Source organism: Micromonospora sp. NPDC051300 (assembly GCF_044455315.1).
GTDB classification, from domain to species: domain Bacteria; phylum Actinomycetota; class Actinomycetes; order Mycobacteriales; family Micromonosporaceae; genus Micromonospora; species Micromonospora robiginosa.
On record NZ_JBITEP010000001.1, the window covers coordinates 152371 to 173857 of the forward strand.

The 21487-nt window shown below is 73.1% G+C and carries 21 protein-coding genes and 1 pseudogene; 13 read left to right on the forward strand and 9 right to left on the reverse strand.

Features of this window, described 5'->3' with window-relative positions; all coding sequences use genetic code 11:
* Positions 1–36 precede the first annotated feature (36 nt).
* Positions 37–1548, reverse strand: a complete 1512-nt coding sequence (locus tag ACIA5A_RS00750) for an alpha-N-arabinofuranosidase (protein ID WP_396755089.1) — start codon at positions 1546–1548, stop codon at positions 37–39.
* A gap of 152 nt (positions 1549–1700) precedes the next feature.
* Here ACIA5A_RS00750 and ACIA5A_RS00755 point away from each other — a divergent pair, with 152 nt between their 5' ends.
* A complete protein-coding gene (locus ACIA5A_RS00755) occupies positions 1701–2708 on the forward strand; it encodes a LacI family DNA-binding transcriptional regulator (RefSeq protein WP_396755091.1) in 1008 nt (335 codons plus the stop codon).
* Positions 2709–2821: 113 nt separating this feature from the next.
* Here the strand turns inward: ACIA5A_RS00755 and ACIA5A_RS00760 are convergent, their stop codons facing one another.
* From ACIA5A_RS00760 to ACIA5A_RS00770, 3 genes are all read right to left on the reverse strand, one after another.
* Positions 2822–3547 carry a methyltransferase domain-containing protein gene (locus tag ACIA5A_RS00760; protein ID WP_396755093.1) on the reverse strand — a complete coding sequence of 242 codons (726 nt, stop codon included), beginning with the start codon at positions 3545–3547 and terminating at the stop codon, positions 2822–2824.
* Between the two features lie 265 nt (positions 3548–3812).
* Positions 3813–4121 carry a hypothetical protein gene (locus ACIA5A_RS00765; protein WP_396755095.1) on the reverse strand — a complete coding sequence of 103 codons (309 nt, stop codon included), beginning with the start codon at positions 4119–4121 and terminating at the stop codon, positions 3813–3815.
* A gap of 38 nt (positions 4122–4159) precedes the next feature.
* Complete coding sequence (locus ACIA5A_RS00770) at positions 4160–5797, reverse strand: ABC-F family ATP-binding cassette domain-containing protein (protein WP_396755097.1); 1638 nt, start codon at positions 5795–5797, stop codon at positions 4160–4162.
* Positions 5798–5882: 85 nt separating this feature from the next.
* Here ACIA5A_RS00770 and ACIA5A_RS00775 point away from each other — a divergent pair, with 85 nt between their 5' ends.
* From ACIA5A_RS00775 to ACIA5A_RS00785, 3 genes are all read left to right on the forward strand, one after another.
* Positions 5883–6653 carry an ROK family protein gene (locus tag ACIA5A_RS00775; RefSeq protein ID WP_396755098.1) on the forward strand — a complete coding sequence of 257 codons (771 nt, stop codon included), beginning with the start codon at positions 5883–5885 and terminating at the stop codon, positions 6651–6653.
* A gap of 86 nt (positions 6654–6739) precedes the next feature.
* The gene (locus tag ACIA5A_RS00780) at positions 6740–7102 is read left to right on the forward strand and encodes a M48 family metallopeptidase (RefSeq protein WP_181570501.1); all 363 of its coding nucleotides are present in this window, start codon (positions 6740–6742) and stop codon (positions 7100–7102) included.
* Positions 7103–7157: 55 nt separating this feature from the next.
* Positions 7158–7412 (forward strand): Smr/MutS family protein, encoded by a 255-nt coding sequence (locus tag ACIA5A_RS00785; protein WP_396755100.1) that lies wholly within the window; start codon positions 7158–7160, stop codon positions 7410–7412.
* Between the two features lie 15 nt (positions 7413–7427).
* Here ACIA5A_RS00785 and ACIA5A_RS00790 read toward each other — a convergent pair whose 3' ends face one another.
* Both ACIA5A_RS00790 and ACIA5A_RS00795 read right to left on the reverse strand, forming a co-directional pair.
* Complete coding sequence (locus ACIA5A_RS00790; RefSeq protein ID WP_396755102.1) at positions 7428–7883, reverse strand: hypothetical protein; 456 nt, start codon at positions 7881–7883, stop codon at positions 7428–7430.
* A 39-nt stretch (positions 7884–7922) separates the two neighbouring features.
* Positions 7923–8372 (reverse strand): GNAT family N-acetyltransferase, encoded by a 450-nt coding sequence (locus tag ACIA5A_RS00795; protein ID WP_396755104.1) that lies wholly within the window; start codon positions 8370–8372, stop codon positions 7923–7925.
* 101 nt (positions 8373–8473) lie between these two features.
* Here ACIA5A_RS00795 and ACIA5A_RS00800 point away from each other — a divergent pair, with 101 nt between their 5' ends.
* The gene (locus ACIA5A_RS00800) at positions 8474–8773 is read left to right on the forward strand and encodes a type II toxin-antitoxin system Phd/YefM family antitoxin (RefSeq protein ID WP_396755106.1); all 300 of its coding nucleotides are present in this window, start codon (positions 8474–8476) and stop codon (positions 8771–8773) included.
* A complete protein-coding gene (locus tag ACIA5A_RS00805; RefSeq protein WP_396755108.1) occupies positions 8770–9012 on the forward strand; it encodes a type II toxin-antitoxin system RelE/ParE family toxin in 243 nt (80 codons plus the stop codon). Before ACIA5A_RS00800 ends, ACIA5A_RS00805 begins: the two co-directional genes overlap by 4 nt.
* A 133-nt stretch (positions 9013–9145) precedes the next feature.
* Here ACIA5A_RS00805 and ACIA5A_RS00810 read toward each other — a convergent pair.
* From ACIA5A_RS00810 to ACIA5A_RS00820, 3 genes and pseudogenes are all read right to left on the reverse strand, one after another.
* Positions 9146–9403, reverse strand: a pseudogene (locus tag ACIA5A_RS00810) (SET domain-containing protein-lysine N-methyltransferase); the annotation flags it as partial.
* A gap of 45 nt (positions 9404–9448) precedes the next feature.
* Entirely contained in the window at positions 9449–10051 is a 603-nt protein-coding gene (locus tag ACIA5A_RS00815) for a dihydrofolate reductase family protein (RefSeq protein WP_396755110.1), read from the reverse strand.
* An 82-nt stretch (positions 10052–10133) separates the two neighbouring features.
* A complete protein-coding gene (locus ACIA5A_RS00820) occupies positions 10134–12512 on the reverse strand; it encodes a M28 family peptidase (RefSeq protein ID WP_396755112.1) in 2379 nt (792 codons plus the stop codon).
* Between the two features lie 264 nt (positions 12513–12776).
* On the opposite strand from ACIA5A_RS00820, the gene ACIA5A_RS00825 reads away from it, so the two are divergent.
* From ACIA5A_RS00825 to ACIA5A_RS00855, 7 genes are all read left to right on the forward strand, one after another.
* The gene (locus ACIA5A_RS00825) at positions 12777–14015 is read left to right on the forward strand and encodes a PP2C family protein-serine/threonine phosphatase (RefSeq protein WP_396755114.1); all 1239 of its coding nucleotides are present in this window, start codon (positions 12777–12779) and stop codon (positions 14013–14015) included.
* A complete protein-coding gene (locus ACIA5A_RS00830; RefSeq protein WP_396755116.1) occupies positions 14015–15742 on the forward strand; it encodes an ATP-binding protein in 1728 nt (575 codons plus the stop codon). The genes ACIA5A_RS00825 and ACIA5A_RS00830 overlap by 1 nt, the downstream gene beginning before the upstream one ends.
* A complete protein-coding gene (locus tag ACIA5A_RS00835; RefSeq protein ID WP_181570494.1) occupies positions 15739–16191 on the forward strand; it encodes a response regulator in 453 nt (150 codons plus the stop codon). Before ACIA5A_RS00830 ends, ACIA5A_RS00835 begins: the two co-directional genes overlap by 4 nt.
* The gene (locus ACIA5A_RS00840; protein WP_396755118.1) at positions 16184–16987 is read left to right on the forward strand and encodes an inositol monophosphatase family protein; all 804 of its coding nucleotides are present in this window, start codon (positions 16184–16186) and stop codon (positions 16985–16987) included. The genes ACIA5A_RS00835 and ACIA5A_RS00840 overlap by 8 nt, the downstream gene beginning before the upstream one ends.
* Positions 16988–17106: 119 nt before the next feature.
* Entirely contained in the window at positions 17107–18147 is a 1041-nt protein-coding gene (locus ACIA5A_RS00845; protein ID WP_396755120.1) for a coiled-coil domain-containing protein, read from the forward strand.
* Between the two features lie 36 nt (positions 18148–18183).
* A complete protein-coding gene (locus ACIA5A_RS00850; protein WP_396755122.1) occupies positions 18184–19737 on the forward strand; it encodes a fused MFS/spermidine synthase in 1554 nt (517 codons plus the stop codon).
* 71 nt (positions 19738–19808) lie between these two features.
* A complete protein-coding gene (locus ACIA5A_RS00855) occupies positions 19809–21437 on the forward strand; it encodes a protein kinase (protein ID WP_396755124.1) in 1629 nt (542 codons plus the stop codon).
* The last annotated feature ends 50 nt before the right edge of the window (positions 21438–21487 follow it).

Genomic DNA, 21487 nt, shown 5'->3' on the forward strand with positions numbered 1-21487 from the left:
GAACTCCTTGGGGGACGGAATTGGAGTATTGCCCGGTCACGACTGCGGGACGAAACGCAGCAGGTTCCAGGAGGTGGCGGGCAGCGCCACGGTGCAGCGGCCGCCGTCGAGGGTGGGGGTGGTGAGGTCCCGGGGCGTGACCCGCTCGGGGTCGGTCTCGGTGTTCGTGGCGGCCGGGTCGTCGCCGGCCGCGATCGTGGTGTGCGCCTCGCCGCGCAGCCCGGGCAGGCCACGCAGGTCCACCTCGAGCGGCAGGGCGTCCGGGCCCCGGTTGACCGCGAAGACGGCCAGGCCGCCGGTCTCCTCGTCGTGCACGGCGACGGTGTCCAGCACCGGCACGTCGCCGTACCGCTTGGTCGGGTACGTCGGGCCGACCGGCTCGGTGCGCAGCACGGTGCCGCGCGCGTGGCGGGCGGTGAGGGCGAACGGGTGGAAGATGCTCTGCCGCCAGGCGGGGCCGCCGTGACGGGTGCGGATCGGGGCGATCACGTTGGCGAGCTGCGCCTGGCAGGCCACCCCGACCCGGTCGGCGTGCCGGAGCAGGGTGATCAGCAGGTCGCCGACCACCACCGCGTCGTCGGCGGTGTAGTCGTCCTCGATCAGCGCCGGCGCCTCGACCCAGCCGCGCCGGTCCAGGTCGGCCTGGAGGCGGGACTGGTACCAGACGTTCCACTCGTCGAAGGAGACCTTCAGCTTGCGCTTCTGCCGCAGCTTGGCGCCGACGTGATCCGCGGTGGCGGTCACCTCGGTGATGAAGGCGTCCATGTCGACCGCGGAGGCCAGGATGCTGGCCCGGTCGCCGTCGGAGGGGTCGTAGTAGGTGTGGGCGGAGATGTAGTCGACGTGCTCGTAGGTGTGCTCCAGCACGGTCGCCTCCCACCCGGCGAACGTGGGCATGCCCCGGTTGGAGCTGCCGCAGGCGACCAGGCTGATCGAGGGGTCGATCATCTTCATGGCCCGAGCGGTCTCGGCGGCCAGCCGGCCGTACTCGTCGGCGGTCTTGTGCCCGACCTGCCACGGCCCGTCCATCTCGTTGCCGAGGCACCACAGCCGCACGCCGTAGGGCTCCTTCGCACCGTGCTCGCGACGCAGGTCGGAGAGCCGGGTGCCGCCCGGGTGGTTGGCGTACTCCAGCAGGTCGCAGGCCTCGGGCATGCCGCGCGTGCCGAGGTTGACCGCCATCATCGGCTCGACCCCGGCCTCGGCGGCCCAGGTCATGAACTCGTCCAGCCCGAACGCGTTCGTCTCGATCGTCTTCCAGGCCAGGTCGAGCCGGCGCGGGCGGTCGCCGACCGGGCCGACACCGTCCTCCCAGCGGTAGCCGGAGACGAAGTTGCCCCCGGGGTAGCGGACCACCGAGACGCCCATCTCGCGGGTCAGGTCCAGCACGTCGCGGCGGTAGCCGCGCGGGTCGGCGTCCGGGTGCCCGGGTTCGTAGATGCCGCCGTAGACGCATCGCCCCATGTGCTCGACGAAGGAGCCGAAGATCCGCCGGTCGGCCTCGCCGACCCGGAACGCCGGGTCGACCGTGAGCTGCGCGTTCGGCACGGATGCCACCTTTCCCTCGGAGCTGCTTCCTGGGTGACCACGGTCACCGTGTCCCTGGTTTCTACAACGTTGTAACCCGTGGTGTAAAGAGGTCGTTACGACGTCGTGACGCGGTAGAGTGCGCCCGGAGTGCTCGGCGGGGAGGAAGTTCAGTGCGGCACAGGCTCAAGGACGTGGCGGAGCGGGCCGGCGTGTCGGTGAAGACCGTCTCGAACGTCGTCAACGGCTACCAGCACGTACGCGCCGACACCCGGGCCCGGGTCGAGGAGGCCATCGCCGAGCTGCACTACCGGCCCAACCTCTCGGCCCGCAACCTGCGCAAGGGGCGCACCGGCGTGATCGCGCTGGCCGTCCCCGAACTCGACATCCCCTACTTCGCCGAGCTGGCCCGCCACGTCGTCGCCGCCGCCGCCGAGCACGGCTGGACGGTGCTGATCGACCAGACCGGCGGCGGCCCGGAGCAGGAGCGCAAGGCCGCCAGCGGGATCGGCGACCACATGATCGACGGCCTGATCCTCAGCCCGCTCGCGCTCACCGCCGACGACCTCGCCGGCCTCGACGGCCTGCCCATGGTGCTGCTCGGCGAACGGGTCGACCACGGCCCCGCCGACCACGTCATGATCGACAATGTGGCCGCCGCCCGGGAGATCACTGCCCACCTGGTCGGCCTCGGCCGCCGCCGGATCGCCGCGATCGGCTCGCAACGCACCCCCGAGGGCGCGAGCGCCCGACTCCGCCTGGAGGGCTACGCCGCCGCGCTGGCCGAGGCCGGCATCGGGTACGACGACAGCCTGGTGGCGCCCGCGCCGGCCTGGCACCGCGCGGACGGCGCGGCGGCCATGCGGCACCTGCTCACCTCCGGGGTACGCCCCGACGCCGTCTTCTGCTTCAACGACACGCTCGCCCTCGGCGCGCTGCGAGCGCTGCACGAGGCCGGCCTGCGCGTGCCGGAGGACGTCGCGGTCGCCGGCTTCGACGACATCGAGGACGGCCGCTTCTCGATCCCCACGCTGAGCACCGTCGCCCCGGACAAGGAGCGCATCGCCCGCCTGGCGGTGGAGCTGCTGGCGGGTCGCCTCACCGCCGACCGGGACGCCCCACCCCGAGAACTGGTCGCCCCTCACCGCCTCTCCCTGCGCGAATCCGCCCCCCGCTCCTGACCGCTCCCTCCTCGGCGATCTTGCAGTTGGTGCCCCGGCATTCGGGACGAATGCCTCGTCCGTGGGGCACAAAGTGCAAGATCAGCGAGGAGGGTGGCGGGTGGGCGGCGGGGTCAGTCGAAGAAGCGGGCCAGGTGGGACGGGGGTGGGGCGGGGGCGTCGGCGGGGAGCGGGGTGAGGTCGGCGAAGATGGACGCGCCGTCGCAGCCCACGTGCAGCGGATACCAGCGCGGGGCGCCCGGTGGGCGCTGACCGCAGATGCCCTTGAAGGTCTGCACGTCGAGGAGGCGGACGTGCGTCGGGTCGGCCACCGCGTTGACGTGCCGCCACCACGGGCTCATCACGTGCAGCACCCCGCCCGGCCGCAGCACCCGGTGACACTCGTCGAACAGCGGCAGGAAGTCGATCAGGTGCTCGACGATGTGCACGGCGAAGAACACGTCCACCGAGTCGTCCCGCAGCGGCAGCGAGCCGGAGAGGTTGGCGACCGCGTCCACCCCCGCCGCCGGATAGATGTCCAGCCCCAGGTTCCCCGGCCACTGCTTGGTCGCGCCGCAGCCCAGGTCCACCACCACCGGCGCCCGCCCGGCCACGCCCACCCGGCACCAGACCCCGAGCACCCCGTCCAGGCGGCCGATCAGATCCCGGACCAGCCGTAGCTCGGCCGGGTCGGCGACCTCACCGGTCAGGTGTGCCACCCCCCGGTCGAAGCGCACCTCGACGGTCGTGCCACGTAGTCGCTCGTCGTGCCGCGCCAGGTCGGCCCACGCCTCGGCGAGGAACCCGTCGGCCTGCCGGAGCCGCTCACCCGAGAGCGCGGCCTGCCCCATCGCCACCATGCGCCACCTCCGGCCGCGCGTTACCCCCATTCCACCCCGATACACATCCCCCACCCTTGTGCGCCCGGCCCGCGCCGGCCAGTGATCAAGGAGTTCGTGTCGCCGGACGCGCCCGCGCCCGACACGAACTCCTTGATCAACCCCGAGCCCAGCCGGGGCGCCGACCCCAACTGCCCCGAGAGGGGGTGTCGACCATGAGGTTGGCGGTGACAAATCGGGCACGCACTGCCGTCAACTTCATAATCGACGCGCAGGAAGAAGGATGTCAGGGGGAGAGGGTTCGGCGGGAGGGGCGCATGCGCTGGCGGGGCTGGGGGGCGGCCGGCTTCGGGCGCTTGAGGTGGTAGCGGTGCAGCTCGTTGTTGCCCGGCAGGGACGGGTCCTCGCTCATCGCGACCAGTTCCCAGCCCTGGTCACCGGCCCGGTTCAGGTGGGCCAGCGCGGTGTCGCCGTAGGGCGTGACGTCGACCATGGAGCCGTCCGGGCCGTACCAGATGAAGACGATCTCCCACCCGGCGTCGGTGGCGGCGGCCTGGCGACGGCGGACCAGCAACGCGTACTCCCACTTGGGCATGGGGTCATTGTGGCCCCGGACCGGCCGGTCGGCACGGATCAGTCCTCGGCGATCCGTCCGTCCGTCACCCGCAGCCGCCGGTTCACGCTCACCGCGTCGAGCATCCGCCGGTCGTGGGTCACCAGCAGCAGCGTGCCGGGGTAGCTCGCCAGCGCCGACTCCAACTGCTCGATCGCGGCCAGGTCGAGGTGGTTGGTCGGCTCGTCGAGCACCAGCAGGTTGACCCCGCGACCCTGGAGCAGGGCCAGCGCGGCCCGGGTCCGCTCGCCGGGGGACAGCGTCGCCGCCGGGCGCAGCACGTGGTCGGCGCGCAGGCCGAACTTGGCCAGCAGCGTCCGCACGTCCGCCGGGTTGAGTTCGGGTACGGCGGCGGCGAACGCGTCGAGCAGCGGCTGGTCGCCGAGGAACAGCCCGCGGGCCTGGTCGACCTCGCCCACCACGACTCCGGGGCCGAGCGCGGCGTGCCCCTCGTCCAGCGGCAGCCGGCCCAGCAGCGCGGCCAGCAGGGTGCTCTTGCCGGAGCCGTTCGCCCCGGTGATCGCCACCCGGTCCGCCCAGTCGACCTGGAGGTCCACCGGGCCGAGCGTGAAGCCGCCCCGGCGTACCACCGCTGCGCGGAGCGAGGCCACGACGGCGCCGGCGCGGGGCGCGGCGGCGATCTCCATCCGCAGCTCCCACTCCTTGCGCGGCTCCTCGACCACCTCCAGCCGCTCGATCAGCCGGGCGGTCTGCTTGGCCTTTGCGGCCTGCTTCTCGGTCGACTCGGCCCGGAACTTGCGGCCGATCTTGTCGTTGTCGGTGGCCTTGCGCCGGGCGTTCTTCACGCCCTTCTCCATCCAGGCCCGCTGGGTCCGGGCGCGCGCCTCCAGGCCGGCCTTCGTGTCGGCGTACTCCTCGAACTCCTCGCGGGCGTGCCGGCGCGCCACGGCACGCTCCTCCAGGTAGGCCGCGTAGCCGCCGCCGTAGTGGTTGACCTGCCGCTGGTGCAGGTCCAGCTCCACGATCCGGTTCACCGTGCGGGTGAGGAACTCGCGGTCGTGGCTGACCAGCACGGTGCCGGCGCGCAGCCCGGTGACGAAGCGTTCCAGCCGGTCCAGCCCGGCCAGGTCGAGGTCGTTCGTGGGCTCGTCCAACAGGAAGATGTCGTAGCGGCTGAGCAGCAGCGACGCCAGCCCGGCGCGGGCCGCCTGGCCGCCGGAGAGCCCGACCGTGGGATGGTCCAGGCCGACGTCGAGGCCCAGCTCCGCGGCGACCTGCTCGGCCCGTTCGTCCAGGTCCGCACCGCCCAGGTCCAACCACCGTTCCAGAGCGGTCGCGTACGCGTCGTCGGCGCCGGCCGCCCCGGCGGTCAGCGCCTCGGTGGCGGCGTCCAGCGCGGCCTGCGCGGCGGTCACCCCGGTGCGCCGGGACAGGAAGTCGCGGACCGTCTCACCCGGCCGGCGTTCCGGCTCCTGCGGCAGGTAGCCGACCGTGGCGCCGGGCGGGCTCAACGCCACCGAACCCTGCTCGCGCGGCTGGAGCCCGGCGAGCGTGCGCAGCAGCGTGGACTTGCCGGCGCCGTTCACCCCGACCAGGCCGACCACGTCGCCGGGCGCGACGACCAGGCTCAGGTCGGAGAAGAGGAGACGGTCACCGTGGCCGGCGGTGAGATCCTTGGCGATCAACGTGGCGCTCATCAGGTCACCGAGCCTACCGGCGGGCGCATCCGGATTACCGTGACCCGCGCTCGGGGCGACGCCGGTCTGAGGGAGACTCACAGCCGTGGCGACCACACTGGCGATCGACTGCGGGGGCGGCGGGATCAAGGCCTCCGTGCTGGACGCCGCCGGCACCATGCGGGCCCGCCCGTTGCGCGTGCCCACGCCGTACCCCCTGCCCCCGGCCTTGTTCGTGGAGACGCTGCGGGATCTCGGCGCCCGGCTGCCCGCCGCGGACCGGCTCACCGTCGGCATGCCCGGCATGATCCGGCACGGCGTGGTGGTGGCCACCCCGCACTACGTGACCCGCGCCGGGCCGCGCAGCCGCGTGGACCCGGACCTGGTCGCGGAGTGGTCCGGGTACGACGCGCGGGGCGCGCTGGCCGAGGCGTTCGGCGTGCCCGCGCTGGTCCTCAACGACGCCGAGGTGCACGGCGCCGGCGTGGTCGCCGGGACTGGCTGCGAGCTGGTGCTGACGCTCGGCACCGGGCTGGGCAGCGCGCTCTTCGACGGCGGGACGATCGCCCCGCACCTGGAGCTGTCGCACGCGCCGGTGCGGTGGAACACCACCTACGACACGTACGTCGGGGAGCCGGAACGGCGGCGGCTGGGCGACGCGTTCTGGTCGCGGCGGATCCGGCAGGTGGTGGACGGCCTGCGGCCGGTGTTCCGCTGGGACCGGCTCTACCTCGGCGGCGGCAACTCGCGGCTGATCCGGCCCGAACAGGTGGCCAGGATGGGAGACGATGTCGTGGTCGTCCCGAACACGGCGGGAATCGTGGGTGGTGTCCGGGCTTGGGAGCTGGTGGGCGACAGGTACGACCCCACGCCCTGATCGTCACCGGATGGAACACTCGCGGTTCCGCCGGTGTTGTGCCAGCGTCGGACAAAGGGCTGACGCGACACGAGGAGGTGGGTCGAGTGGACCTTCTGGCGGAGTACCGGCGGGCAACCATGTTCTTCGACTCGGGGGACCCGACCGGGGCGGCCCGGCTGCTCGAGCCGATCATCGAGGCGGAGCCCGACAACTCCTCGGTGCGGCAGTTGCTGGCCCGTGCCTACTTCCAGTCGGCCCAGCTCAACCGGGCCGAGGAGCACCTGCGTGAGCTGGTCGACCGGGACCCGAGCGACCACTACGCGCACCACGTGCTCGGTCGCACGCTGGAGCGGATGAACCGGCCGGCGGACGCGCTGCGGCACCTGCGCATCGCGGCGGCCATGCACTCCACCAACACCGACTACGCCACCGCCCTTCGCCGGGTCGAGGGGCGAGTGGGTCGTTAGTTCTGGCGAGGGGCAGCCCGGGTGGGCTGCCCCTCGACATACCTAGGATGGACGCGTGAAGCTCAAGCTCGACCTCCACGACATCTACAACAAGGGCCACGACATCGACCGCGCGCTGCGCGGGATCATGGAAGAGGCGGTGGCGAAGAAGGCCACGCTCGTGGAGATCATCCCGGGTAAGGGCTCCGGCGCGCTGAAGAAGAAGGTGCTGCGCTTCCTCGACCAGAAGGACGTCAAGCAGCTCTACCACCGGGTCGAGAAGGACTCGAAGAACTTCGGCCGGCTGTTCGTGCACTTCCGCTGGAAGTAGCGCCCGCTCGTCGGATCAGACGCAGACCCAGCAGTAGAGCCGTTCGCCGCGGGCCGCGGCGCGCCGGGCCAGACCAGCCAGCTCGACCAGGACCCCGGCCAGGATCGACGGCTCGGCCCGCCCTCGGAACTCCTCGGTCGCCGACCACTGCACCGCCACCTCGTGGAGGCGGCTCTCCGGCGCGTCGGCCAGCGCGGCGCACAGCTCGTCGGTCAGCGAGACGACAAGCACCTCCCCGTCGCGCCGGACCGCGACGGCGTGGCCCTGCCTCGGATTCTCCGCCACCACGTCGTAGTCGACGCCGGTCAGGATCGTCTCCAGCGTGCCGAGCTGCACGACGGGTTCGATCCCCTTCAGCTCGACGACCTCGAAACCGGGATCGGACGCGGCGCGCGGACCACCCGGGACGTCGGCGGCCGTGGCTGCCGCCTCGTCGGTGGGGTCGGAGAAGTAGTCACAGAGGATGCCCACGGCGCGGATCATGCCAGCCCGGGCCGACACGGGACCGGTCTACAGGTCCCGGACGGCGACGGTCTGGCCGCCGCTCTGCTCGCCGGTCGGCCGGAAGCCCAGCTTCAGGTAGAACTCCGCCGGGCCGCCGGGCCGGGGCTCCCAGGTGACGTACGCCCGGTCGCCGCCCCGGGCGCGGATCTCCTCGCACACCGCCTCGACCGCGAACCGGCCGTAGCCCCGGCCCTGGGCGTCGGCGGCGACGTTCAGCCGCCAGAGGCCGGCGCGCACGTCGTCCGGGTCGTCGTTCCACGGAATGTCGAAGAACGCCATGAGGAAGCCGACCAGCCGGTGCTCGTCGTAGACCAGCCGGGGCCAGGCGTGCTCCGGGAAGACGTACGCCTCGGCCAGCGACTTGACCACCGGCGCCACCAGGTCGTCCTGGTCGGGGTGCACCGACAGGCCGAGTGCCGCCTCGTAGTTGTCCGGGGTGACCTTCTCCAGCCGCATGCGGCGCAGCGTAGCGAGCGGGGTTCGCCCCGGCCAGGAGGTTACCGCCGCTTCTGCGGCGCGACGGCGACTCGATGGTACCGCGTGGTACGGTTCGGTACATGACGAGGATGACGCTGCGGGAGTTTCGCGACGGCGCAGGCCGGGTGCTGGAGGCGGTCGAGCGCACCGGCGAGCCCGTCATCATCACCAAGTACGAACGACCCGTCGCCGTGCTGATCGGCATCGACGAGTGGGAAGAGATCGAGTCGTATCGAGACCGGCGAGATGCCGCGGTGATCGCCCGTTCCCGCGCTGACGGCCAGTTCGTGCCGCTGTCGGCGGCCCTGGAGTCGCTTGGCGTCGATCCGAAGGAGGTGGAGGCCCTGCTGGCCGACCGCGCCAACGGTGAGGCGGCGTGAAGGTCCAGATCGACCGGGATGTGCTGGTCTGGCTGCACAAGCAGCCGCGCAACGTCTTCCTCGCCGTCCTGAGCGCCATCCTCGGCCTCGTTTCCGACCCCGCGCCGCAGAACTCCACCGAGATGCGCGACGGAAACGGGCGTCGGTTGCGTGTCGGTGACTACCGGGTGCTCTATTGCCTTGACGGCGACGAGTTGACCATCCACGACGTCGGGCATCGGAAAGACGTCTACCGCTGAACTGTTCGCGCCGGTCTGGATGATCTTGTGGCCGCCAGTCCTCGCCGGTGACGATCCGACGGCAGCGCGCCGCGCCGCATCCGCACGTCATCGCGAAGTCGGCGGTCCCGGTGCTGGTGGCGTAGTCGTTCGTCAGCTCCTCGCCGGCCGCGACGTCCCGGCGGGTGACCAGGGTGAACGGGCCGCCCCACCACAGGTTCGGGTCGCAACCGTGGTTGCCCTTGCCGTTGCGACTCCCGGGCGGCAGCACGAGGTGCAGATCGTCCGCCACGGTGATGGTGTCGACGTAGGGGCGGTCCGGTCGGGCGAGCAGGTCGCCCAGTTCCGCGTCGGTGACGAGCCGGGACACCGCCGTCCCGGCCGGGATGGGCGCGCGGGCGAACAGGCCCACACCCGAGATCCCGGACGGGCGGACCTCGACGTCGGGGAGAGCGGATCAGGCGGAGCGCGGCACCCGGTAGGCCAGGTGGGTGACGCCGACCCCCTCGACCACCCGGAACGGCCCCTCCAACCGCACCGGCGCGATGCCCAGCCCGGAGAAGAACGGGATCCCGTCACCGAGCAGCACCGGCACCAGGTCCACGTGCACCTCGTCCAGCAGCCCGGCCTCCAGCACCTGCCGGGCGATCGTCCCGCCGTTCACCCCGACCTCCTTGCCGCCGGCGAGGGCGCGGGCGCGTTCGACGGCCCGCTCGATGCCGTCGGTGACGAACACGAACGACTCGCCCTCGGCGTCCCAGCCGTCCGGCACCCGGTGGGTCACCACGACCACCGGCTTGTCCATCGGGTGCCGGCCGCCCCAGCCGTTGGTGATGTCGAACAGCGTGCGGCCGACCACGAGCGCCCCGGTGCGTTCGACCAGCGCGCGGATGTGTGCGGCGCTGGCCGCCGAGGTCCGGAACGTCATGTCGGCATGGGCCGTCGGCACCTCCACGTCACCGTTGCCGTACCACTGGAAGAGGTGCTCGAACCCGCCGTGCTTCGGGTCCGCCACGTAGCCGTCCAGGGACATGGTCGCGCCGGTGGTCACCTTGCTCATCGTCTGCTCCTCGGGTCGCATGGCCAGCTTCCACCCGGGGGTAGAAGCTGGCCGGCCCTCCTCGACATCCGGTGCAGTAAATCTAGAGCGAGTACGTCTGCGCCACCGCCAGCAACTCCGAGCTGTGCGAGCCGACCACGCCCACATTCGCCGGCCGAGGCCGGAAGCCGGGCAGCCCGGACAACCCGTCGCTGGCGTCCATCGCCCGCACCGACACCGTCTCGCCCCGAGGAACCAGCGTCAGCGTCACCTCGACGCCCTCCGGCGGCGGGGCGTGGAATACGATGCCGAAGCCCCACCGGCCGTCGCGCGCCTTCAACGGCACGTTCCGCCCGGCCGCCGAGGCGGCCCGCACGGTGGCGGTGCGGGTGTCGACGTGCAGCGTCAGCAGCCGCACCTGCCGCTGCGGCGTCACCCGCAGCCGCAGCACCCGCTGCCCGCCGTTGCGACTGTCGTCGAGCGTCTCCACCTTCGGCGCCGGCAACGGGGCCGCGGCAGCCGGGCCGGCCCGCAGTTCGTCGTCGCCGAGTCCGGGGAAGTCGTCGGCCACCGATATGGTCCGGTCGACGTAGCGGTCGGTCCAGGGCTGCGGCTTGTCCTCGTGGCTGAGCCAGGCGGCCTTCTTCGTGCCGGCGTCCAGCGCGTACATCAGGTGGGTGGGCACGGGGTGGTCGGCGTCGAAGCGGTCGACGGCCAGGCCGACCCCGGCGAGCACCGCCGCCGCGACGAACGCCGCGCCGGCCGGCAGCGCGCCGAGCCGGCGGGCACGCAACGCCAGCAGGCCGCGCTGGCCGCCGGCGCGCGGGTGCAGCAGGTCCACCACCGGCAGCAGGGCCAGCCCGACCAGCACCGCGACAAGCGCTGCCACCGCGCCCATGCCCATGCCGAGCGCCGGGAAGAGCAGCACCACCGGGGGCAGCAGCACCACCACGGCCACCGCGCCGGCCAGCGTCACCGCGACCACCGGCCACGGGCCGTCCAGACGGGTGGCCAGCGCCGTGAGGCCGGCGACGGCGCCGGCCAGCGCCGGCAGGGTGGTGAGGTACGCGCCGCCGGGCACCAGCACCGCGAGCAGCACGCCGAACAGGGCCAGCCAGAGCAGGCCGCCGAAGGCCAGCGCGGCCGGGCCGACCCGGCGGCGGAGCAGGGCGTACCAGCAGAGCAGCACGGTCGCGGCGAGCGCCACCACGGCGAGGCGGTACCAGACCGGACGGTACGGGTCGAGCAGCTCGGCGTACCCGGGACGGATCGTGGTGATCGCGGCCCAGAGCAGCCATGCGCCCAGCGGGGCCACCACGACCGGTGCCAAGGCCAGGCCGACGCCTGCGGCGAGCGTGCCGACGGTGGCCCGGCCGCGGCGGCGCAGCAGCCAGCCCAGCGCGCCGACGGCGAGCAGCGCGGCGACCGCCAGCGGCAGGGTCAGCCAGCCGGGATAGCGGACCAGCCCGCCGAGCACCGGGAAGTAGGTGTCGTCGTGGCCGGAGCGCAGGTCGCCCAGGTCGGTGCGGCCGAACTCGCGGGCCAGGCCGAGCGCGTTGTCGCCGTGCATCTGGAGGCTGCCCCGGTCCATCCGGGCCGGCACGTCCAGCGGGGTGTGGTAGATCGCGCCGCCGTCGATGTAGGCGGAGTTGAGGCCGACGAACTTCTGGTCGAGAAACGCGGTGAAGTCGGTGTCGTTGGGCAGCGCGCGGTAGATCTCCACCGCGAACGAGGTGCCCACCGGGTGCGGCGCGGCCCGGCCGAACACGTCCACCAGCTTCGCGTTGTTCCGCGACGTCTCGAACATGATCACCGGTCCGGTCGAGCCGCGCGCCTCCAGGTTGAGCACCACCCCGCCGTCCGCGGCGAGCGGGTGGTCGGCGGCGAAGCCGGCCGCGCCGCACAGGCACGCCTCCTCCGCGTCGGTGAGCACGAAGACCACGTCGTTGCGGGGACGCGGGCCGGCACTCAGCGCCCGGGCCACCTCCAGGATGGCGGCGGTGCCGGCGGCGTCGTCGTTGCCGCCCGGCCCGGTCTGCACCGAGTCGTAGTGCGAGACCAGGAAGACCTTGCCGGTCGGGTCGGTGCCGGGCAGCCGGGCCACCACGTTGCGGACCCGGGCCAGCGTCGCCCCGCCGGCCGCGCTGCTGAGCTGACCGGCCTCCGGCGCGACCGCGTCCTGCACCTCGGTCTGCAGGCCCAGCCCGCGCAGCGTGCCGACCAGGTGCTCGCGTACCCGGTCGTTGGCGGCGCTGCCGGCCACGTGCGGCCGGGCCGCGATCACCTCGACGTTCCGGTACGCCCGGGCGGCGCTGAACTCGCCGGCCGGCGCGTCCGCCGGGCGTGGCGTCGGGGTGGCGAGGCCGACCAGGACGCCCGCCCCGACGGCGAGCAGCGCCACCGGCGCGGCGACGGCGGCGAGCAGCCGGCGGCGGGGCTTGGCGAAGGCCCGGTCGGCGGGGCGGGTGGGGGGTGCGCCCACGGGAACTCCTCGGGGTGGATCTACGGGGGTGGGCATCATCCTGCACCCCGCCCGCGCGGCGGCACTCCCCGGTCGGTGCGTTGCCGGGCTGGCAGCGCTCCCGCGTAACATCGTGGGTCAACCGCGTCGCTGTCCGGGTGGACGGGTCACCCACCCGCCGCCACGGCGGGGTTCGTGTTGTGTGCGACCGTTGTTCCCGCCAGGATCTGCAAGGGCACTCGGAAGGAGCCCGCCATCACCAGCGAACTCCCGCGTCTCGCGGCGGTGGCCCGGCCGCACCGGGGGACCACCGCGCCGGGCGCTCCCGTCGTGCCGCGTGCCGGCGCCGGGCTGCACGGCGGCCTCCCACCGGGCGAACGGCTGCGGGTGCTGCTGGTCGAGGACGACGAGGGCGACGCCTTCCTGGTCGGCGAGCTGCTCGCCGAGACCAACTCGATGATCGACCTGCTGGTCGCCACCAGCCTCAGCGAGGCCCGCCAGCGGGTGATGGGCGTCGACTGCGTCCTGCTCGACCTGGGCCTGCCGGACGCGCAGGGCCTGGACGGGCTGCGCCGGGTGCTGGAGATGGCCAGCGGCGCCGCGGTCTGCGTGCTGACCGGCCGTTCCGACGAGCACCTCGGCATCGTCGCGGTCGCCGAGGGCGCGCAGGACTACCTGGTCAAGGGACAGGTCGACGGCGTCCTGCTGACCCGGGCGCTGCGCTACGCGGTGGAACGCAAGCGCGCCGACGAGAACGCTCGCCGGCTGCGCGAGGTGGAGCTGCGCCAGGCCGAGTCGGCCCGCCTGGAACGCGGCCTGCTGCCGCAGCCGCTGATGACCACCGACGAGGTGTCGGTGCACACGTTCTACCGGCCCGGCCGGCACGCCGCGCTGATCGGCGGCGACTTCTACGACGTGGTGCAGACCCGGCCGGACCGGATCGACCTGATCGTCGGCGACGTCTGCGGTCACGGCGTGGACGAGGCGGCGCTCGGGGTGGAGCTGCGGGTCGCCTGGCGGGCGCTGGTGCTGGCCGGGGTGCCCGACGACGAGGTGCTGCCGGCCCTGGAGCAGGTGCTGATGAGCGAGCGCCGGCTCCAGGAGATCTTCGCGACGGTGGCCACCGCCCGGCTCGACCTGGCGTCCGCCCGGGCCACCGTACGGCTCGCCGGTCACCCGCCGCCGCTGCTGCTCAGCGGCGGTAAGGTCGCCCCGGTGCCGGCCAAGGGCGGGCTGCTGCTCGGCGTCCGGCCCCGTCGCCCCGTTGCCTTCGATCTGGAGTTCGACACCGATGACTGGTCCCTGCTGATGTACACCGACGGCCTCATCGAGGGTCGGGTCGATGGCGGCGACGAACGGCTCGACGTGCCGGGGCTGACCGGTCTGCTGGCCGACCCGGCCAACCGCGCGGTGCCGCTCTCCGAGCTGCCCGCCTGGCTGGTCGGCCGGGCCGAGCAGATCAACGGCGGCCCGCTCGCCGACGACGTGGCGATGTTGCTGGTGACCAGGGGTGGGGGGCGCTGATGAAGGCGTACCGGCAGGGGTGGACGCTGCGGCGGCGGGTGGTCGCGCTGCTCGGCGTGGTCCTCGCGCTGCTGCTCGGGCTGGCCGCCGCGGAGGCGGCGGTCGCCGCGAAGAACCGGCAGAACATCGACGCGGTGCTGCTCAAGACCGGCCCGCTGCGGGTCCAGGCGCAGGAGCTGATGAGCGTCCTGCTGGACCAGGAGACCGCGGTACGCGGCTACGCGGTGAACGGTGACCGCAACGACCTGGCCCCCTACCGGGACGGCGTCCAGCGCGAGCAGGCGCTGATCGGCTCGATCCGCGGGCTCTCCGCCGACTACCCGGACGTGCGCCGGGAGCTGGACGCGGTCGAGCGGCAGACCACCCGGTGGCGGGCCCAGGTGGCCGAGCCGGTGATCGCGGCGACGGACCGGGGCGGCCCGACGGCGGGCCAGGCGCTGATCACCGACCAGACCCGGCAGCAGTTCGACGGGATAAGGGGTTCGATCACCACGCTCCAGGACGAGGTCCTCACCGTCCGGAAGGAGACCGCCGACCGGGTCAACTCGACGAGCAACGCGCTCGTCGTGCTGTTGATCATCGCGGCCCTCGTGGTGGCGGTGGCCGGCGCGGTCATGCTGCTCTCGCTGGACCGGATCCTGATCCGCCCGCTGGCCGGCCTGGTCGGCCAGGTGCGGGAGGTCGCCGCGGGCGACTACCAGCACCACATCGAGGGGTCGGGCCCGCCGGAGTTCCGTCGGCTGGCCGACGACATCGACCTGATGCGGCAGAAGATCGCCCAGGAACTGGACGAGGTACGCCAGGCGCGGGAGCGGATCGAGTGGGTCAACGACCAGCTCCAGAAGCAGGCCGAGGAGCTGACCCGGTCCAACCGTGACCTGGAGCAGTTCGCGTACGTCGCCTCGCACGACCTGCAGGAGCCGCTGCGCAAGGTGGCCAGTTTCTGCCAGCTCCTCCAGCGCCGCTACGCCGGGCAGCTCGACGAGCGGGCCGACCAGTACATCGCGTTCGCGGTGGACGGCGCGCAGCGGATGCAGCGGCTCATCAACGACCTGCTGGCGTTCTCCCGGATCGGTCGGCTCACCACCGGGTTCACCGAGGTCGACCTGAACCGGGTGATGGGCGAGGTGGCCGGTCAGACCGAGGCGGCCCGGCAGTACGCCGACGCGGAGCTGACCTGGGACGAGATGCCGACCATCCGCGGCGAGGAGCCGCTGCTGACCAATCTGCTGGTCAACCTGGTCAGCAACTCGGTGAAGTTCCGCCGCCCCGACGTGCCGTCGAAGGTGCACGTCTCGGCCCGGCTGGTCGACGGCGAGTGGGAGATCAGCTGCCGGGACAACGGCATCGGCATCGAGCCGGAGTTCGCCGACAAGATCTTCGTGATCTTCCAGCGGCTGCACTCCAAGGACGCGTACCCGGGCACCGGCATCGGGCTCGCGATCGTGAAGAAGATCGTGGAATACCACGGCGGCCGGGTCTGGGTGGACACCGAGGCCGAGGAGGGCACCGCGATCCGGTTCACGCTGCCGGCGTCGGAGGCCGACATCGAGGCGGCCCGGGCCGCCGAGCAGGCCGACGCGGACGCGGTCGAGCCGGACGGGACGCCCGCCGAGGACACGCCGGTGGACGTCGCGGAGCAGCCGGACGGCGCGGCACGCGAAGAGTCGCACCCGGGGACGGACCGACAGGATACAAACGGTGGCATGAAGGAGACGGTGGGATGACCGCGCCGGCGGACGGCAAGAGCCCGATCGAGGTCCTGCTCGTCGAGGACGACCCCGGCGACGTGCTGATGACCCAGGAGGCGTTCGAGGAGCACAAGCTCCGCAACCGCCTGACGGTCGTCTCCGACGGCGCCGAGGCGCTGGCCTACCTGCGCCGCGAGGGCCCGTACGAGGACGCGGTCACGCCGGACCTGATCCTGCTCGACCTGAACCTGCCGCGCCGGGACGGCCGGGAGGTGCTGGAGGAGATCAAGAACGACGAGCACCTGCGCCGGATCCCGGTCGTGGTGCTCACCACCTCGCAGGCCGACGAGGACATCCTGCGCAGCTACCAATTGCACGCCAACGCCTACGTGACCAAGCCGGTGGACTTCGAGCGGTTCATCTCGGTGGTCCGCCAGATCGACGAGTTCTTCGTCAGCGTGGTCAAGCTGCCGCCGCGTGGCTGACCCGCTGCTGGACGACGTCGCCGCGCTGCTGCGGGAGGCCGCGGCCGAGGTCGTCGTGCCGCTGTTCCGCCGGCTCGACCCGTCCGACATCTCCGAGAAGGCGCCCGGCGAGGTGGTCACCGTCGCCGACCGGGAGGCCGAGAAGCTGATCTCCGAAGGGCTGCGGCGGTTGCGCCCCGGCTCGGTGGTGGTCGGCGAGGAGGCCGTCGCCGAGGACCCGGACCTGCTGCGGCACCTGCGCGGCACCGGTGACGTCTGGCTCGTCGACCCGGTCGACGGCACCTCCAACTTCGCCGCCGGCAAGCGGCCGTTCGCGCTGATGGCGGCGCTGCTCACCGACGGCGTGCCGGTGGCCTCCTGGGTCTACGACCCACTGGCCGACACGATGGCCGCCGGCCGGCTCGACGCGGGCGCCACGCTCGACGGGACGCCGGTGCGGACCGACCGGCCGACGCCCGACGCGCTGCGCGGCACCGCGATGACGAAGTTCCTGCCCGGTGACGTCCGCCGCGACGTCGAAGCAGGTGGCCGCCGGATCGGCGAGCTGCTGCCCGGCCAGCACTGCGCCGGCCGGGAATACCTGGACGTGCTCACCGGCGCGCAGCAGTTCGTGCTGTTCTGGCGCACGCTGCCGTGGGACCACACCCCCGGCACGCTGCTGGTCCGGGAGGCCGGCGGGGTGGCCCGGCGCTTCGACGGCACCGACTACCACCCGGCCGACGAGGGTCGGGGCCTGCTGGTCGCGGCCAGCCCGGAGATCTGGGACGACGTGTACGCGGCGCTGCTGGCCCGCTGAGCAGCGCTGCGCGACACCCGCGACACGCTGCGTCGACGATCCGCGTCGTCGGCGGTCACGGAACTGGCGCGGCGCGCCTGGTCCGGTATCGTGACCGCGGTTGACGGAAGGACCATCACGTGCCCAGGACCAGGCTCACCGGCCGGCGCGTCCGCCGGTCACTGCTGGCGCTGCTCGCCGCGACCGCCGTGCTGCTCGGCGCCGGCCTCGCCCCCGCCGGCCCGGCCGCCGCCGCGCCCAGCCCGAACGCCCCCGACGAGGGCGACAGCAAGCAGCTCCGGGCGGCGCTGGAGGCCGCGGCGAAGGGGCACATCGACGCCCGGAACAAGCTGGACAACTCCAAGCGTCGCCAGGCCGAGCTGGCCGTCCAGCTCAAGGACATCGAGGCGCGCCTGGTCGGGTTGACCGCCCAGGCCGGCGAGGTCGCGGTCCAGTCCTACCGGCAGGGTCGGCTGACCCCGGTGTCGATGCTGCTGGCCAGCTCCGGGCCGAACGACTTCCTGCACCGGGCGGCCGAGCTGGACATGATGGCGCAGCGGGACAGCAAGCGCCTGGGTGACCTGGCCACCGCGAAGGCGCAGGCCGCCGAGTCGAAGCTGGCCCTCGACGCCGAGGTGCGGGAGCAGGCCAAGCAGGTCGCCGTGCTGGCCCGGAAGAAGAAGGACGCCGAGGTGGCGCTGGCGAAGGTCAGCTCCGGCGCCGGCTCCGGATTCAGCGGCGGATCCTCGTCGGCCAAGCCGGCCCCGCGCAACTCGGACGGCTCGTGGCCGTCGGAGTCCTGTTCGGTGGACGACCCGACGCCGGCCAGCGGCTGTATCACGCCGCGCACGCTGCACATGCTCCAGCAGGCCAAGTCGGCCGGCTACACGCGCTACGCCTCCTGCCACCGCAGCGGCGGCGGCGGAGAGCACCCCAAGGGTCGGGCCTGCGACTTCTCCGCCGCCAGCGGCGGGTTCGAGGACAAGACCGCCACCGGCGGCGACAAGACGTACGGCGACCGGCTCGCGAGCTGGGCGAAGAACAACGCCAACCGGCTCGGCATCATGTACGTGATCTGGTACCGGCAGATCTGGATGCCGAACACCGGCTGGCGGGCGTACAGCGGCGGTGGCAGCCCGGCCGCCGACCACACAAACCATGTTCACATCTCGATGTACTGACCCGGACGACCAGGAACGCCGCGTACCCTCGCGACGGTGAGCAGCACATCGTCCGACATCGTCATCGAGCCGGCGACGGACGCGCCGGCCCCGCCGCGCGCCCTGCCCAACGGGCTCGCCGCCTTCCTGGTCTTCCTGTCCAGCGGGGCGGTGCTGGTGCTGGAGACCGTCTCGCTGCGCCTGGTCGGCCCGTACGTCGGGGTGACGCTCCAGGTGACCAGCTCGGTCATCGGCATGGCGCTGGCCGCCATCGCGTACGGGGCGTGGATGGGCGGGTGGCTCGCCGACCGGCGGGACCCGCGCGCCCTGCTCGCCCCGGCCCTGGTGCTGGCCGGCATCGCCACCGCGGTCACGCTGCCGATCGTCAGGTACGCCGGTGAGGCGTTGCGCGGCGGCGCGGCGAGCGCGGTGCTCCTGCTGACCGCGTTGACCGTGCTGCTGCCCGCCGCGCTGCTGGCCGGGATCACCCCGCTGGTGGTGAAGCTCCAGCTCGCCGACCTGCGCCGCACCGGCCAGGTGGTCGGCAAGCTCTCCAGCATCGGCACGCTCGGCGGCATCACCGCCACGCTGGGCACCGGCTTCATCCTGGTGGCCGCGCTGCCCAGCTCGGTGATCGTGCTGGCGCTCGCCGCGGTGCTGGGCGTGACCGGGCTGGCGCTCGGCTTCTGGCTGCGGCGGCGGTCCGGCGCCGGCCTGTCGACGCCGGGGCGGGCCAAGGCGGCGTTGGCGCTGCTCGGGCTCGCCGCCGCCGGGCTCACCGCGGCGGCGCCGAACCCGTGCGACGTGGAGACCGCCTACCACTGCGCCCGGGTGGAGGTGGACCCGAGTTCGCCCGACGGCCGCACGCTCTACCTCAACTCGGCCGAGCACTCCTACGTCGACCTGACCGATCCGACCCACCTGAAATACTCGTACGCCCAGTGGATCGGCCTGGTCGCGGACCTGGCGCGGCCGGCCGGGCAGCCGATGGACGCGCTGCACCTGGGCGGTGGCGGCTTCACCGTCCCCGCCTACCTGGCGGCGACCCGGCCCGGCAGCGACAACCTGGTGTTCGAGGTCGACGGCGGGCTGGTCGACCTGGACCGGCGGGAGATGGGCCTGCGCACCGGGCCGAAGCTGCGCGCCGAGGTCGGCGACGCGCGGGTGCTGCTCGGCGGCGAGCCGACCGACAGCCGGGACTTCGTCGTCGGCGACGCGTTCGGCCACCTGGTGGTGCCGTGGCACCTGGCCACCCGGGAGATGGCCGCGGACATCCGGCGGGTGCTCCGGCCGGACGGGATCTACGCGCAGAACGTCATCGACTATCCGCCGGACCGGTTCATCCGGGCCGAGCTGGCCACCGTCTCGGCCGTGTTCGACCACGTCGCGCTGATCGCCCCGCCGGGCGCGATCGCCGGGCGGCACGGCGCGAACTTCGTCATCGTCGCCTCGGACGTCCCGCTGCCGCTGGCCGGGATCCCCGCCCGGCTGCGAGGTCTCCCCGAGCCGGCCGAACTGCTCGACGAGGCCCGGACGGCCGCCTGGGTCGGCGACGCGCGGGTGCTCACCGACGACTTCGCCCCGGTGGACCAACTCCTGGCGACCGCCTGAACGGGTGACTTTCCTGACCGATTCCGACCGGACAGGTGTACCGGAGGCCACTTCGGGCAACTGCACCGACCATGGGTGCAGCGAGCAGGAACGGCGTGCAGCTGCTGGGTGAGCGCTACCGCCTGGTCGAGCAGTTGGGCGCCGGCGGCATGTCGGTGGTCTGGCGCGGCTACGACGAGGTGCTCGGCCGGCAGGTGGCGGTCAAGGTGCTCGCCTCCCGGCTGGCCGCCGACAAGGCGTTCCGGCACCGGATCCGCGTCGAGGCGCAGGCCGCCGCGCGGCTCTGCCACCCCAACATCACCAACGTGTACGACTACGGCGAGTCGGTCCAGGTGGGGCTGACCGTGCCGTACGTGGTCATGGAACTGGTCGACGGCGGCCCGCTGAGTGGCCGGCTCGGCCGCGACGGGCAACTGCCCTGGCGGGAGGCGCTGACCATCGGCGCGGAGGTCGCCTCGGCGCTGGCCACCGCGCACGCCCGCGGCGTGGTGCACCGGGACGTGACCCCGGGCAACGTGATGCTCACCCCGACCGGCGTGAAGGTCGTCGACTTCGGCATCTCGGCGCTGGTGGGGGAGAGCGACAAGGGCCCGGACGGCGCGCTGCTCGGCACGCCCGCCTACCTCGCCCCGGAGCGGCTGGACAACGGCCACGTCTCGCCGGCCACCGACGTCTACGCGGTGGGCCTGCTGCTCTACCGGATGCTCACCGGCCGACTGCCGTGGCAGGCCAGCACCACGACCGAGATGCTGCGCGCGCACATGTACCGCGACCCGGACCCGATGCCGCCGGTGCCGGAGCTGCCGGCGCCGGTCGCCCACCTGGTGCAGCGGTGCCTGGCGAAGCGCCCCGAGGACCGCCCGCTCACCACCGAGGTGGCCCGTACGCTCGCCGAGGCGGTCGGGATCGCGTCGATCGTGCCGGTGTCCCCGGCGTTCGGTGGCGTCGACCCGGCGCTGACCGAGAACGTCGGCACCACGATCCTGCCCTGGTCGGCGGCGACCGACGCGCTGCCGTACTCGGTGATCCGCACCCGGACCCGGCGGGCGGCGGCGCGCCGTCGGAAGGTGGAGGCCGGGGTGGCCGCCGCCGGCCTGATCGCGGTCACCGCCGCGATGTGGGGGGTGACGTCGAGGAGCCCGGCCAGCGGCGGGGTGGAGCCGACCGAGGCGCGGATGGGGCTGCCGGAGCCGGCGCCCTGCGCGGTCGACTACTCGCTGCGCCGCGACACCGGCAGGGACTTCTCCGCCGAGCTGACGCTCACCAACACCAGCGGCCGGGAACTGCGCGACTGGACGATGAGCTTCAGCTTCCCCGGCAAGCAGGCGGTCACCACGGCCCAGCCGCCGGCCCGGCAGGTCGGGCGGACCGTGTCGGTGGCGGCCCCGGCGGCCACGCCGGCGCTGGCGCCTGGCGCGTCGACGAAGCTCACGCTGGCCGGGCGCTACACCGGGAGCAACACGCTGCCGGTGGAGTTCGAGGTCGGCGGCCGGGCGTGCGGGGTGCAGGTGTCCGGCATCGCCGGTTCGGTGCCGATCACCACCGCGCCGAGGACGAAGGCGCCGGCCAAGCCGACCGCGAAGACCACGAAGACCACCACCCGGAGCGCGCCGACGAAGGCGAAGCCGGCGCCGAAACCCAAGGCGGAGCCGCCGAAGCCGGGCAAGAAGGGCAAGGACGGTGGCAAGGGAAAAGGGTAGGTGAGCAGCCGAAGGGGGGTGGACCCGGCAAGGGCGGGAAGGGCGGCAAG